Annotated in this window: 10 protein-coding genes; all 10 read left to right on the top strand. The window is 35.1% G+C overall.

The genetic code is table 11. The features are described from left to right. Window positions 1-4 precede the first annotated feature (4 nt). The 10 genes from ACR9ES_RS02895 (at window position 5) to ACR9ES_RS02850 (ending at window position 14,806) form a co-directional block, all read left to right on the top strand. Window positions 5-1,210, top strand: coding sequence for an efflux RND transporter periplasmic adaptor subunit (locus tag ACR9ES_RS02895; RefSeq protein ID WP_435255026.1), 1,206 nt, complete (start codon window positions 5-7; stop codon window positions 1,208-1,210). Window positions 1,211-1,212: 2 nt separating this feature from the next. Then, window positions 1,213-1,626 (top strand): Fur family transcriptional regulator, encoded by a 414-nt coding sequence (locus ACR9ES_RS02890; RefSeq protein ID WP_036122963.1) that lies wholly within the window; start codon window positions 1,213-1,215, stop codon window positions 1,624-1,626. Window positions 1,627-1,687: 61 nt separating this feature from the next. Next, a complete protein-coding gene (gene merTP / locus ACR9ES_RS02885) occupies window positions 1,688-2,281 on the top strand; it encodes a mercuric transport protein MerTP (RefSeq protein ID WP_036122966.1) in 594 nt (197 codons plus the stop codon). Next, on the top strand, window positions 2,281-2,487 hold the full coding sequence (locus ACR9ES_RS02880) for a GDCCVxC domain-containing (seleno)protein (RefSeq protein WP_084176750.1): 207 nt from the start codon (window positions 2,281-2,283) through the stop codon (window positions 2,485-2,487). The genes merTP and ACR9ES_RS02880 overlap by 1 nt, the downstream gene beginning before the upstream one ends. A gap of 11 nt (window positions 2,488-2,498) precedes the next feature. Then, window positions 2,499-4,448 carry a heavy metal translocating P-type ATPase gene (locus ACR9ES_RS02875; RefSeq protein ID WP_435255025.1) on the top strand — a complete coding sequence of 650 codons (1,950 nt, stop codon included), beginning with the start codon at window positions 2,499-2,501 and terminating at the stop codon, window positions 4,446-4,448. Window positions 4,449-4,519: 71 nt separating this feature from the next. After that, on the top strand, window positions 4,520-4,933 hold the full coding sequence (locus ACR9ES_RS02870; RefSeq protein ID WP_036122971.1) for an HYC_CC_PP family protein: 414 nt from the start codon (window positions 4,520-4,522) through the stop codon (window positions 4,931-4,933). A gap of 107 nt (window positions 4,934-5,040) precedes the next feature. After that, complete coding sequence (locus ACR9ES_RS02865) at window positions 5,041-8,787, top strand: efflux RND transporter permease subunit (protein ID WP_115839037.1); 3,747 nt, start codon at window positions 5,041-5,043, stop codon at window positions 8,785-8,787. Continuing rightward, window positions 8,784-10,019, top strand: coding sequence for a TolC family protein (locus ACR9ES_RS02860; RefSeq protein WP_435255024.1), 1,236 nt, complete (start codon window positions 8,784-8,786; stop codon window positions 10,017-10,019). The genes ACR9ES_RS02865 and ACR9ES_RS02860 overlap by 4 nt, the downstream gene beginning before the upstream one ends. Window positions 10,020-10,022: 3 nt before the next feature. Further along, on the top strand, window positions 10,023-12,296 hold the full coding sequence (locus ACR9ES_RS02855; protein WP_036122979.1) for a multicopper oxidase domain-containing protein: 2,274 nt from the start codon (window positions 10,023-10,025) through the stop codon (window positions 12,294-12,296). 14 nt (window positions 12,297-12,310) lie between these two features. Further along, window positions 12,311-14,806, top strand: coding sequence for a heavy metal translocating P-type ATPase (locus ACR9ES_RS02850; RefSeq protein ID WP_221258485.1), 2,496 nt, complete (start codon window positions 12,311-12,313; stop codon window positions 14,804-14,806). Window positions 14,807-14,808: the final 2 nt, after the last annotated feature.

The following is a 14,808-nucleotide window of genomic DNA, read 5'->3' as shown; positions in this document are numbered from 1 at the left end:
GACAATGAAAAATAAAATATATAAAATTCTTACCGTAATGGTGTTAACCATTTTTGTTTCAGCTTGCGGAAATAAAGAAAATCATAACGAGAATGATGGTCATTCCCACGATAAGGAAGAAAAAACAGAAGTTAATGAAGAACATAATGAAAGCGAAGAAGTAATGCTTTCACAACAGCAATTCGATGATTTAAAAATGAAAATAGATACGTTGGCATTACGTAATATGAGCGGCTATGTAGAAGCAAACGGAACGTTAGAAGTACCACCGCAAAATGAAGCTGCCATCACTACTGTTATTGGTGCTAATGTTGTTTCAATTGAAGTGATTGAGGGTGATAAAGTCAATAAAGGTCAAGTTGTGGCTTATCTATCGCACCCAAATATCATACAAGCGCAAACGGATTATTTAAACGCTTATAGCAATAGCGAGCTTGCAAAGAAAAATTATGAACGTCAACAAAAATTATACGATGCTGGTGTTGGTTCTGGTGCTAATTTCCAGAAAGCAGAAGCAGAATATCAAGCATCAAAAGCAATGGTTAATGGTTTAGAAGCGCAATTAAGAATACTCAACGTTAACACTACATCAGTTCGCAATGGAACAATTGCACAGCGCATAGCATTGCGAAGTCCAATAGAAGGCTTTGTGCAAAAAGTTGAAGTAAAAACAGGTCAATATGTAGAGCCACAAACCGAATTATTTGAAATTGTAAATACGCATCACGTTCACGCCGATTTAATGGTTTTTGAAAAAGATGTTTATAAAGTACAGAAAGGTCAGAAAGTTAACTTTACGGTACAATCCATACCAGATACAGAGCTTACCGCAGAAATCTATTCCGTGAGTAAAACGTTTGAAGACAGCCCGAAAGCAGTTCACGTTCACGCAGAAATAGAAAACAAAAAAGGTAATTTAATTCCTGGTATGTATATTCAAGGTAAAATTCAAGTAGATAATACCCAAACAAAAGCTTTACCAGAAAGTGCAATTATAAAAGAAGGCGAAAGATATTATGTGTTTTCAGTAGAAAAAGAAAATGACGATTGGAGCTTTAAACCTATCGAAGTTGTGTTAGGTACTAAAGATGGTGATTGGGTATCGGTTCAATTTATTGAAGATATAGAAAGTAACACACAATTTGCCTATAACAATGCTTATTACCTTAACGCAGAAATGAAAAAAGGAGAAGCAGAACACGAACATTAATTATGCAGACAATAGAACAATTATTAGAGTCAAAACAAATTCGTATTACAGCAATGCGTTTGCTTATATATAAGTTTCTTGCAGAAAAAGAAATAGCAGTAACATTAAGTGACATTGAAAATGCTTTTGAAAAAGCAGATAGAACTACCTTATACAGAACTATTAAAACATTTGAAGATAAAGGAATAGTCCATCAAATAGACGATGGCACAGGGATAACAAAATATGCGTTATGCGAAGAGGGATGTAATTGTGATATTAAAAACGATTTGCATTTACATTTTCATTGTAATAATTGCAATGAAACCATTTGCTTAACAGAACATAAAATACCTCAAATAAAAGTGCCAAATGGTTTTGTGTCAGAGAATGTAAATTTGGTGGTAAAAGGTATTTGCGATAAGTGTAGTGTCTAATTATTGCACTTCCATTGCACTGTTTTTAATTGCATTTTTGTAATCAAAGAATTAAGTAATTATGAAAAGTAAATTAGCGATAACAAGTTTGCTTACAGCAATTACAGCTTCATTATGTTGTATAGCCCCAGTTTTGGCTCTAATCGCGGGAACAAGTGGATTTGCTTCAACTTTTTCTTGGATAGAACCATTTAGACCTTACTTAATAGGGCTAACAATAGTAGTTCTTCTATTTGCTTGGTATCAAAAACTAAAACCAGAAAAAGAAATAGACTGTGAATGTGAAACGGATGAAAAACCAAAATTTATGCAGTCAAAAACCTTTTTAGGTGTTGTAACAGTATTCGCAATAGTGTTGTTGGCTTTCCCATACTACTCAAGTATGTTTTATCCCAATTCAGAGAAACAAATTGTTGTCGTTGATAAATCAAATATAAAAACAACAGAGTATAAAATAAGTGGAATGACTTGTGCCAGTTGTGAAGCTCACGTAAACCACGAAGTAAATAAACTTAACGGAATTGTAAACTCAAAAACATCATACGAAAATGGTAACGCAATCATTGAGTATGATAAAACTAAAACAAATGAAGCGGAAATTGAGAAAGCAATTAACGCAACAGGTTATAAAGTAACTGATAAAAAAGAAAATTAATGAAAACCATATTAAAATCGGAAATCACTTGCCCTAACTGCGGACATAAAAAAGAAGAAGATATGCCAACAAATGCTTGTCAATTCTTTTACGAGTGCGAGAATTGTAAAACGGTACTAAAACCAAACGAAGGTGATTGTTGTGTGTATTGTTCTTATGGTACAGTTCCTTGTCCACCAATTCAACAAAACAAAAGTTGTTGCTAAAACAAAACTAAATGAAAAAAAAGAAAGTCAATTTAAGAGATTTAAAACCAAATTCAGAAGTGCAACACACGCATAATGATGGTCATAATCACGGTAATGGAAGTGCATTCAAAACCTACGTGCCTGCAATAATAAGTTTTACAATGCTTATCATTGGTATAGGTTTAGATTATTTTGATGTTTCATTCTTTAAGGATTGGATTCGTATTGCTTGGTATGGTATTGCATATCTTCCTGTAGGGTTTCCTGTTGTAAAAGAGGGTTGGATTAGTATTAAAAAAGGTGATGTTTTTACAGAGTTCTTTTTAATGTCTATAGCAACCATTGGTGCATTTGTTATTGGTGAATATCCCGAAGGTGTTGCAGTAATGCTATTTTATGCAGTAGGCGAATTATTTCAAAGTGCTGCTGTAAATCGTGCAAAAGGAAATATAAAAGCATTATTAGATGTTAGACCTAAAGAAGCCAATGTATTTCGTGAGGGAGATTATAAAAGTGTTTCGCCTGAAGTTGTCAATATTGGAGAGAAAATTCAAATTCGTGTAGGTGAAAAAATTCCATTGGATGGCATTTTATTATCCGAAAAAGCATCTTTAAATACAGCTGCGTTAACAGGAGAAAGCAAACCAGATTCCATTCAAAAAGAAGCAAAGGTTTACGCGGGTAGTATTAATTTGGAAAGCGTTATTGAAGTTGAGGTAACCAACAAGTTTGAAGATAGTTCTATTGCGAGAATATTAGACTTGGTTCAAAATGCTACAGCTCGTAAGTCTAAAACAGAATTATTCATTAGACAGTTTGCTCGTATCTACACACCAATTGTAGTGTTCTTGGCTATTGGTGTTACTTTTATACCTTACTTTTTTGTAGATGATTATGTGTTTAGAGATTGGTTATACAGAGCATTAATTTTCTTGGTAATATCTTGTCCTTGTGCGTTAGTGATTTCAATTCCATTAGGATATTTCGGTGGATTGGGAGCAGCTTCAAAAAATGGAATCTTATTTAAAGGTGCTTCATTTTTAGATGCAATGACCAAGATAAATACTTTGGTAATGGACAAAACAGGAACCGTAACTAAAGGTGTTTTTAAAATCAAAGAAGTAAAAGCAATTGATTGGAAAGAAACCGAATTTATGCAATATTTAATGGCGATGGAAGAACAATCCACGCATCCAATTGCTAAAGCAATTTTAGAGTATAAATCAGAAGGAGAAGATTTTGAAGCTCAAGACGTTTCTGAAATTGCAGGTAAAGGATTAAAAGGAATTGTAAATAGTAAAACAGTTTTAGTAGGTAATAAAGCATTAATGATTGCTAATAATATAGAAGTCCCAGCGGAAACGGAAAATATTGTAGAATCTATTGTATTAGTTGCAATAGATAACAAGTTTGCTGGTTATGTGGTAATAGCAGACGAATTAAAAGAAGATGCCAAAGAAACAATTGTCAAATTACAAAAAGTTGGTATCAAAAATATTATGATGCTTTCCGGTGACAAAGATTCCATTACTCAACAAGTCGCTAAAGAGTTGAACATCGAAAATGCAAAAGGTGATTTACTTCCAGAAGATAAGTTAAACGAAGTTGAAATTTTAAAAAAGAATCCTGAAAATAAAGTAGCATTTATAGGGGATGGTATAAACGATGCGCCTGTTTTAGCAGCAAGTAACGTTGGAATTGCAATGGGTGGTTTGGGTAGTGATGTAGCTATTGAAACAGCAGACGTTATCATTCAAACCGACCAACCTTCAAAAGTAGTTAGAGCCATTAAAATAAGTCGTTCCACACGAAAAATTGTTTGGCAGAATATCATTTTAGCTTTTGGTGTTAAAGTCATTGTCTTAATTTTAGGAGCAGGTGGTTTAGCTACAATGTGGGAAGCAGTTTTTGCAGATGTAGGAGTAGCATTATTAGCAATTTTAAATGCAGTTCGATTGCAGAAAATGAAATGGGATTAAGCAGATTAATCAATTAAACTTCTGTTAAACAAAATCAATAGTTGTTAAAATTTCGTAACTTCGCAATCAATATGAAGCAGATTTTCCATAAAATAATGTCTTTAGCAATGACTTTTGTAGTGTTATTCTCTACAATGTCATTTACTGTGAATATGCATTATTGTGGAGATACTTTAGTAGAATCTGCTATCTTTCAAAAAGCCAAAGGTTGCGGAATGGAAATGGAAAAGCCTTCAACCGAAGAATGTTCTATTACCAAGAAAAATTGTTGTGATGATAAACAATTAGCAATTGAAGGTCAAGACGAATTACAATTGCAAGTTGACAAAATCACGTTTGAGCAACAAGTATTCATCGCTTCATTTGTTTATACTTACATTAACCTTTTTGAAGGTTTAGACAGTAATGTATCTACCTACGAAGAATACAAACCACCACTCGTCATAAGGCAACTCTACAAGATTGACGAGACATACTTAATTTGATTTTTAAACAATAGACTCTTTTATCCTATGACTGCAATGTCGTAAGGATAATTTACTGTATTCGGTGTTTTTACAACACTATTGTCTAATTGTTTAAAATCAATCATATGCTAAATAAAAGCATCAAATTTTTAATAGAAAACAAACTCGTTGCAGTTTTACTACTTGTCCTTTTTATTGGATGGGGAACTGTTAATGCACCTTTTAATTGGGATACAGGATTTTTGCCAAGTAACCCTGTAGCAGTAGATGCTATTCCCGATATAGGTGAAAATCAACAAATCGTATTTACCAAGTGGGATGGTCGTTCCCCACAAGATATAGAAGACCAAATAACCTATCCATTAACCACATCATTATTGGGTATTCCTGGAGTGAAAACCATTCGTAGTTCCTCTATGTTTGGGTTTTCAAGCATCTATATCATTTTTGAAGAGGATATAGAATTTTACTGGAGCAGAAGTCGTATTCTCGAAAAACTTAATTCCTTACCAAGTGGTTTATTACCCGAAGGTGTTAATCCAGCGTTAGGTCCAGATGCCACAGGATTAGGACAAATATTTTGGTACACACTTGAAGGTCGTGATGAGAACGGTAATGTAACAGGTGGTTGGGATTTACACGAATTACGTAGTATTCAAGATTACTATGTTAAATATGCTCTATCTTCTGCAAGTGGTGTTTCAGAGGTTGCTTCTATTGGTGGCTATGTTCAGGAGTATCAAGTGGACGTAAATCCAGAACTAATGCGTCAGTATAATATTGGATTGCATCACGTTGTAAAAGCGGTTAAGGAAAGTAATAAGGATATTGGTGCACAGACTTTGGAAATTAACCAAGCCGAATATTTAGTGCGTGGTTTGGGTTATGTGAAATCCATTTCAGACATCGAAAATGCAGTAGTCACTTCAGAAGATTATACTTCAATTAGGATAAAGGATATTGGTAAAGTTTCATTAGGTCCTGCAACAAGACGTGGTTTATTAGATAAAGAAGGTGCAGAGGTTGTTGGTGCTGTTGTGGTGGCTCGTTATGGCGCAAACCCAATGGAAGTTATCAATAATGTGAAAGAGAAGATTAATGAATTAAGTGCAGGATTACCTTCAAAAGTATTGGCGGATGGTAGAACTTCCCAAGTAACAATAGTCCCATTTTATGACAGAACAGAACTGATACAAGAAACTTTAGGTACACTCAATGAAGCATTGACTTTAGAAATCTTAATTACCATCCTGGTAATTATCATTATGGTATTTAATCTTCGAGCTTCCATACTAATTTCTGGACTTTTACCAGTAGCGGTTTTAATGGTGTTTATTGCGATGAAACTCTTTGGTGTTGATGCTAATATTGTGGCATTATCAGGTATTGCTATTGCTATTGGTACAATGGTCGACGTAGGTGTCATACTATCAGAAAACATTATAAGGCATTTGGATGAAAACGAAAATGTCATTCCGACAGAGCAAGGAACGAGCGACGAGGAATCTCATAAAAAGTTACCCATAAACACAGTAGTCTATAACGCAACAGCTGAAGTGTCTGGTGCAATCGTAACCGCAGTTATGACAACTATTATCAGTTTCATTCCTGTATTTACAATGATTGGAGCGGAAGGAAAACTATTCAGACCATTAGCCTTCACAAAGACTTTTGCATTAACAACTTCTATAATAGTAGCGTTGTTTTTAATTCCACCGTTTGCTGCATTTTTATTCAGAAAGAAAAACATCAAAAACACTTTTAAATATGTTTTAAATGGTGTTTTAATAGCATTGGGAATCGTAGCCATAGTCTATGGATATTGGTTAGGATTAATTTTAATTGCGTTTGGGATTACAGCATTTCTCAATCTTCAAAGTAAGATAACAGACAAGCAAGCTAATCTTATCAATATCATTATTTCGGTATCAGCTATTGTATTCTTGTTAGCCGAATATTGGAGACCATTAGGCGTTGATAAAAGCATTTTTTGGAATCTCATTTTTGTGAGTGTTATTTGCTTTGGTTTATTAGGTGTTTTCTCATTATTTATAAAATACTACACACGTATTTTAAGGTGGTGTTTAGATAATAAGTTATTGTTTTTATCTGTACCAACGGCTATTGTAATTGCAGGTTTTTTCATTATGAAAAATACAGGCAAAGAGTTTATGCCCTCATTAAATGAAGGCTCATTTCTACTAATGCCAACCTCGATGCCTCATTCTGGCGTGGAAGAAAATAAACGTGTTTTACAGCAATTGGATATGGCAGTAGCTAGTATTCCAGAGATTGAAACCGTAGTTGGTAAAGCAGGTAGAACAGAATCAGCGTTAGACCCAGCACCTTTGTCGATGTATGAAAATATCATTCAGTATAAACCAGAATATATGCTGAATGAAAACGGAGTACGCCAACGCTATAAAGTCAATGATGATGGTGAATATGTGTTAAAAAACGGAATGTCATTGCGAGCGGAACAGCGTGAAGCGTGGCAATCTCTTAAAGCAAAAGAACAACTCATTCCAGACGATGATGGCGAGTTCTACCGTAATTGGCGACCAGAAATACAGTCACCGGACGATATTTGGAATGAAATCGTAAAAGTCACGAAATTACCTGGTGTCACTTCTGCACCTAAACTACAACCTATTGAAACCCGATTGGTAATGCTTCAAACAGGAATGAGAGCACCTATGGGAATTAAAGTAAAAGGTCAAGACTTAAAGCAGATTGAAGCGTTTGGTGTGCAATTAGAAAACATCATCAAGGAAGCTGAAGGTGTTAAAAAAGAAGCTGTTTTTGCAGACCGTATTGTTGGTAAACCCTATTTGTTAATTGATATTGATAGAGAGAAAATTGCACGTTATGGCATTTCGATACAAGATGTTCAAGATGTATTAAAAGTAGCAGTTGGTGGTATGGTCTTAACCCAAACGGTAGAAGGTCGAGAGCGATATGGTGTACGAGTACGATACCCAAGAGAATTACGAGCAAACCCAACAGACTTACAACAGATTTATGTGCCAGTTGAAAAAGGAAGTCCTGTGCCTTTAAGCGAATTGGCAACTATAAGTTACGAACAAGGTCCACAGGTCATTAAAAGTGAAGATACCTTTTTAGTTGGCTATGTATTGTTCGATAAACTAGATGGTTTTGCCGAAGTCAATGTAGTTGAAAGCGCACAAGCTCTAATTCAGCAAAAGATAGATAGTGGCGAATTAGTAGTTCCAAAAGGTATTAACTACCAATTTACAGGAACATACGAAAATCAGTTGCGAGCCGAAAAAACCTTGTCGGTTGTTGTGCCTTTAGCATTGGCCATCATTTTCTTAATTCTGTATTTCCAATTCCGTTCTGTAGGTACGTCATTAATGGTATTTACAGGTATTGCAGTAGCATTTGCAGGTGGTTTTATTATGATTTGGTTGTATGGTCAAGGATGGTTTTTAAACTTTAATTTCTTTGGCGAAAATCTACGTGATTTATTCCAAATACACCCGATTAATTTAAGTGTTGCAGTCTGGGTAGGGTTTATTGCACTATTCGGAATTGCAACCGATGATGGTGTAGTTATGGCAACCTATTTAACTCAAACATTCGGTAGAAATACACCGGAAAACAAAAAACAGGTTAGAGCATCAGTTGTTGAAGCTGGTGAAAAACGAATCAGACCGTGTTTAATGACTACAGCTACGACCATTTTAGCATTATTACCAGTATTAACCTCTACAGGTCGAGGAAGCGATATAATGATACCTATGGCAATACCAAGTTTTGGTGGAATGCTTATAGCCTTAATCACTTTGTTTGTTGTACCAGTATTGTATAGCTGGAAAGCAGAAGTTCAACTTAAAAGAACATCAAAATGAAATATAAATCAATACATATAAAAATCGTCTTGGCTCTTGGCTCTTGTTTCTTGAGTCTTTTTGCGAACGCTCAACAATTAGAAATACTTATCGATGAAGCCTTAACAAACAATCCAGAAATTCAAAAGTTTGAGTTACAATACAAAAGAGCTTCCGAAAAGGTAAACGAGGTCAACACCATTCCTAATACCGAATTTGGTGTTGGTTATTTTGTGAGTGAGCCAGAAACACGAACAGGTGCACAACGCTTTAAAGTATCTGCTAAACAAATGTTACCGTGGTTTGGGACTATTACTTCGAGAGAAAATTACGTGAGTTCATTGGCAGATGCTAAATACGAAGACATTGTCATCGCAAAGCGAAAACTAATGGCTTCGGTATCACAATCCTATTATAATCTATACGCTAACAAAGCAAAGCAAGAGGTTTTAACTGAAAACATCAAACTATTAGAAACTTATGAAACGTTGGCATTAACTTCTGTAGAGGTTGGTAAAGCATCCGCAGTAGATGTGTTGCGATTGCAAATGCGTCAGAACGAAATGCAACAATTAAAAGATGTATTGCAACAACAGTTTTTAGCAGAACAAACTAACTTCAATAATCTATTGAATAGAGATAATGATGTTACCGTGAATGTGGTAGATAGTTTAATGATACCTTCTGAAGACTTTGATATTACTTTTGAAAAATTAGCATTACATCCTGAATTACTAAAATTTGATAAACTCTATCAATCCATAGAGCAATCAGAATTATTGAATCAAAAAGAAAGCAGTCCAATGATTGGTTTTGGATTAGATTATATCAATGTTGCTGAAAGACCAAATATGGATTTTAGCGACAACGGAAAGGATATTGTAATGCCAATGGTTTCGGTATCTATCCCAATTTTCAATAAGAAATATAAATCCCAAACCAAACAAAATGATTTGCAACAGCAGGAAATTACTGCTCAAAAACAGGAACGTTTAAATGCATTGGAAACGCTTTTAGACAAAGCGAATAACGAACGCATTTCTGCAAGAATAAGTTATGCTACCCAAACCAAAAACCTACAGCAAGCCAAAGATGCAGAAGACATTTTAATCAAAAGCTATGAAACAGGAACGATTGATTTTAATGATGTTTTGGATATTCAAGAGTTGCAGCTAAAGTTTCAAATGAACCAAATAGAATCTGTGAAGACCTACTATGTGCAAAGTACAATCATTAATTATTTAATTCAGTAAACAATGAAAACATTTAACACAATATTTCTCTTGTTTCTAACTTCAATGGCATTTGCCCAAGTTGGTACAAATGGTCAAGATAGAAAAGAAGAAGGCCGAAACATACAAGAGTATAACCTTACTATAGAAGAAAATGAAATAACTCTTTCAGGTGTAACCGCCAAAGGAATGACAATTAATGGTGGAATTCCAGGTCCTACATTAGAATTTAATGAAGGTGACCTCGCTATTATTAACGTAACCAATAAAATGGATGAAGAAACCTCTGTACATTGGCACGGTTTAATACTTCCTAATTTTTATGATGGTGTACCTTATTTAACTACGCCACCTATAAAACCAAACACTACATTTCAATATAGAATACCTATAAACCAATCTGGCACATATTGGTATCATTCCCACACGATGTTGCAAGAGCAAAAAGGAGTTTATGGCTCAATAGTCATTCATCCTAAAGAAAAGACCTTGGACTATGATAAGGATTTAGTCGTAGTCCTTTCAGATTGGACAAATGAAAAACCAATAAATGTACTGCGAAACCTTAAACGAGGAAATGAGTGGTATCAGGTTAAAAAAGGAACAGCGGTACCATTAAGCAGAGTTATAAAAGAAGATGCATTAGGCGCACAATTCAAATTTTGGCGCGATAGAATGGAAGGTGCAGATATTGCAGATATCTACTATCCTGCGTTTTTAGCCAATGGTAAAAAAGTTGCAGAATATCCAGAGTTTAAAGCAGGTGAAAAAGTACGACTACGTTTTATTAATGCATCTGCTTCATCTTATTATTGGCTGGATTTTGGTGGTGGTAACCCGATGATTGTAGCGAGTGATGGTGTGGATGTAACACCAAAATATAAAAACCGATTTCTTTTTGCAATTGCCGAAACCTATGATGTGATTGTAACCATTCCAGAAGGCACATTGGAAATTACCGCAACAGCACAAGATGGTTCTGGTAATATGTCCATTCGTTTAGGTAGCGGAAAACTGTATCCAGCAACAGTTATAGACAGACCAGATAAAGTAGCTATGATGAAGCAAATGGCAAAAATGGATATGAAGATGGGTGCACCTGCTTTAGTAGGAAATAAAAACAGTAACACACCAGAAGTCCTAATGCAGAAATATGGGATGAAGATGAATATGGATATGAAAGATGGACAGATGGAGAATGAAATGAATATGGAAATGAAAAAGGATGTGATGCCAATGAATCATAAGATGATGCAAAAGGACACCACTTCATTTAATTATGACACACGTAAAACCTATTTCAATTATGATTTTTTAAAGGCAAAAGAAAACACGACTTATAAGGCAGACATACCTGTAACCGACCTTTTACTTAATCTAACAGGTAATATGCAACGTTATGTTTGGAGTTTGAATGGCATACCACTTTCGGAAACAGACAAAATTAAAATTAAAGGTGGAGAGGTTACTAGAATTACTTTGAATAACCTAACAATGATGCATCATCCAATGCACTTACACGGACATTACTTTAGGGTCATCAATGAAAATGGCGAACGTTCCCCATTAAAACATACCGTCAATGTACCACCTATGCAAAAAGTGGTCATCGAATTTTATAACGAAGAATATGGTGATTGGTTCTTTCATTGTCACGTGTTATATCATATGATGGGTGGTATGGCAAGAGTATTTAGCTATGATACACCACGCGATGAAAGGATGAAACCTTATCCAGTTCAAAAACTAATTGATGAAACTGACCATTATTACTCTTGGGGAGCTGCACGTGTAGGTTCAAACTTTAATGAACTTTTATTGATGTCAAGCAACATTCGTAACGAATTTGGACTACGTGCCGAGTTTGATTATAACCAAAATGCCGAGATAGAAGTAAATTATAACAGGTATCTCAATGATTGGGTACGTGTGTATGCAGGTGTAAATACTGAAACTTCTACACCAAATTCTTATGATACATTTAATACTGTAGGATTAGTTGGAGTTAAATATTTCACGCCTTACAGATTTAATGTGGATGTGAGTATGGACCATCAACTGCGCCCAAGAATACGTTTGGACAGAGAACTATTGATTTTTCCTAGAATTTTTCTCGAAGGAGAATACGAGTATAGAGCGGATTTTGGATGGGTCAATGATTTAGAAAACAACAATTCTTATGAAGGTGAAACTCAATGGTTAATTGGAGCATCGTACATCTTATCTCGAAATTTTTCAATTCAAGGGAATTATAACAACCGATATGGTTGGGGTGGTGGACTTTCAATTAGATTTTAAATAAAATTATAACAATGAAACACACATATCACATACACGGAATGACTTGCAACGGTTGTCGCAGTCACGTTGAGGAAACGCTCTCTAAAGTAGGAGGTGTTTCAAAAGCAACAGTCGATTTAGATAAGGCAGAAGCTAACATAGAAATGGAATCACATATTCCCATAGAAACATTTCAAGAAGCCTTAAAAAAAGATGGTGGTACATATAGCATTCATAAACAAGGTGAACACCATCAGCATTCAGAAGCTAAAAAGGAAAAGCAACCTAAAGGTACAGGCACATTTTATTGTCCTATGCATTGCGAAGGCGATAAAACTTATGATAAACCAGGCGATTGTCCTGTTTGCGGAATGGATTTGGTGGAAGAACAAAATCTATCAGCAACTTCAAAGGAACAATGGACGTGTCCGATGCATCCAGAAATTGTCAAAGACGAAGCAGGTTCGTGTCCTATTTGTGGGATGGATTTAGTGCCAATGGAAGCAGATAGTTCAGCAGAAGAAAAAACGTATAAAAAGCTATTAAAGAAATTTTGGATTGCCACAGCATTTACCTTGCCCATTTTCTTAATGGCTATGAGCGAAATGCTCAATAACAATCCGTTGTACGATATAATGGAACAGAAATATTGGAACTGGATTCAGTTTGCATTATCAATTCCAGTAGTGTTTTATGCCACTTGGATGTTCTTTGAACGTGCCTATAAAAGCATTAAGACTTGGAATCTCAATATGTTTACACTTATTGGGATTGGTGCAGGTGTGGCGTGGTCGTTTAGTGTTTTTGGTATGTTCTTTCCAGACGTATTTCCAAGTCAATTTAAAACAGAATCAGGTGCAGTTCACGTCTATTTTGAAGCAGCAACTGTGATTTTAACGTTAGTGCTTTTAGGTCAATTGTTAGAAGCTCGTGCACATAGTAAAACCAATTCGGCAGTAAAAGAACTGTTGAAATTAGCACCTAATAAAGCCATAAAAATAGTAGATGGTGAAGAAGTTGAAGTCAGTATTGACGAGATAGAACTTAATGATATTCTAAAAGTGAAACCAGGAGATAAAATTCCTGTGGATGGTGTGATAACTGAAGGCGAAACAACTATTGATGAATCTATGATTACAGGCGAACCTATTCCTGTAAACAAATCTCAAGAAGATAAAGTAAGTAGCGGAACCATTAATGGGAATCAATCCTTTTTAATGAAAGCAGAAAAGGTAGGAAGTGACACTTTATTATCACAAATCATTCATATGGTTAATGATGCCAGTAGAAGTCGTGCACCTATTCAAAATTTAGCAGATAAAGTTTCAGGCTATTTTGTGCCAGTTGTAGTTCTTATTTCTATTATCACATTTATTGTATGGTCTATTTGGGGACCAGAACCAGTTTATGTGTATGCGTTTGTCAATGCAATTGCAGTACTAATCATTGCTTGTCCTTGTGCTTTAGGTTTAGCAACACCAATGTCTGTAATGGTTGGTGTGGGTAAAGGTGCTCAAAATGGTGTATTGATTAAAAATGCTGAAGCTCTTGAAAAAATGGATAAGGTAAATACGCTTATCGTTGACAAGACAGGAACAATTACCGAAGGAAAACCAACAGTTGAAACCGTTGGAGCTTTTAATGATGCTTTAAACAAAAATGAGCTACTTCAATACATCGTTTCATTAAATACCAATAGTGAACATCCTTTGGCAGAAGCGACAGTTAAATATGGCAAAGAACACAACGCAGAAATTTTAAAGTCCGAAGATTTTAGTGCTGTTACAGGAAAAGGTGTTGAAGCTAAAATTGATGGAAAAAATGTAGCATTAGGTAATCCTAAAATGATGGAATATGCTAAAGCGGATATTACTTCTAAAATGAAAGACGAAGCTAAATCTTACCAAGAACAGGGTAAAACAGTTTCTTATTTGTCAATAGATGAAACCGTAGTTGGATATGTAGTTATAGGCGATAAAATAAAAGAAACAAGTGCTAAAGCCATTAAAGCACTTCAAGATAAAGGCATTGATGTTATAATGCTTACAGGCGATAATCACGATACTGCAAAAGCAGTAGCATCAGAACTTAATCTCGCAGATTTTAAAGCCAGTATGCTACCAGAAGATAAACTCAAAGAAGTAGAGAAACTGCAAGAAAAAGGGAAAGTGGTTGCTATGGCAGGTGATGGTATTAATGATGCACCAGCATTGGCAAAAAGTGATGTAGGTATTGCAATGGGAACAGGAACAGATGTAGCGATAGAAAGTGCTATGATAACTTTAGTAAAAGGCGATTTACACGGTATTGTAAAAGCAAAAAATTTGAGTAATGCTGTAATGAAGAACATTAAGCAAAACCTATTTTTTGCACTTATCTACAACACTTTAGGTGTACCTATTGCAGCAGGTGTGTTGTTTCCATTCTTCGGAATACTACTCTCGCCAATGATAGCAGCTTTAGCAATGAGTTTTAGCTCGGTTTCGGTAATAGGTAACGCATTACGATTAAGAACAAAAAACATTTAATT

Origin of the sequence: Tenacibaculum sp. A30, assembly GCF_051200845.1 — a bacterium.
Lineage (GTDB): Bacteria > Bacteroidota > Bacteroidia > Flavobacteriales > Flavobacteriaceae > Polaribacter.
Note: the sequence above shows the minus strand (reverse complement) of the source record. Positions and strands in the feature narration are given on the sequence as shown.

What these genes read in the sequence shown, in the direction of transcription:
- ACR9ES_RS02870 (WP_036122971.1), top strand. Translation starts at nt 4,520, where the DNA reads ATGAAGCAGATTTTCCATAAAATAATGTCTTTAGCAATGACTTTTGTA.
- ACR9ES_RS02850 (WP_221258485.1), top strand. Translation starts at nt 12,311, where the DNA reads ATGAAACACACATATCACATACACGGAATGACTTGCAACGGTTGTCGC.
- merTP (WP_036122966.1), top strand. Translation starts at nt 1,688, where the DNA reads ATGAAAAGTAAATTAGCGATAACAAGTTTGCTTACAGCAATTACAGCT.
- ACR9ES_RS02865 (WP_115839037.1), top strand. Translation starts at nt 5,041, where the DNA reads ATGCTAAATAAAAGCATCAAATTTTTAATAGAAAACAAACTCGTTGCA.
- ACR9ES_RS02880 (WP_084176750.1), top strand. Translation starts at nt 2,281, where the DNA reads ATGAAAACCATATTAAAATCGGAAATCACTTGCCCTAACTGCGGACAT.
- ACR9ES_RS02890 (WP_036122963.1), top strand. Translation starts at nt 1,213, where the DNA reads ATGCAGACAATAGAACAATTATTAGAGTCAAAACAAATTCGTATTACA.
- ACR9ES_RS02875 (WP_435255025.1), top strand. Translation starts at nt 2,499, where the DNA reads ATGAAAAAAAAGAAAGTCAATTTAAGAGATTTAAAACCAAATTCAGAA.
- ACR9ES_RS02855 (WP_036122979.1), top strand. Translation starts at nt 10,023, where the DNA reads ATGAAAACATTTAACACAATATTTCTCTTGTTTCTAACTTCAATGGCA.
- ACR9ES_RS02860 (WP_435255024.1), top strand. Translation starts at nt 8,784, where the DNA reads ATGAAATATAAATCAATACATATAAAAATCGTCTTGGCTCTTGGCTCT.
- ACR9ES_RS02895 (WP_435255026.1), top strand. Translation starts at nt 5, where the DNA reads ATGAAAAATAAAATATATAAAATTCTTACCGTAATGGTGTTAACCATT.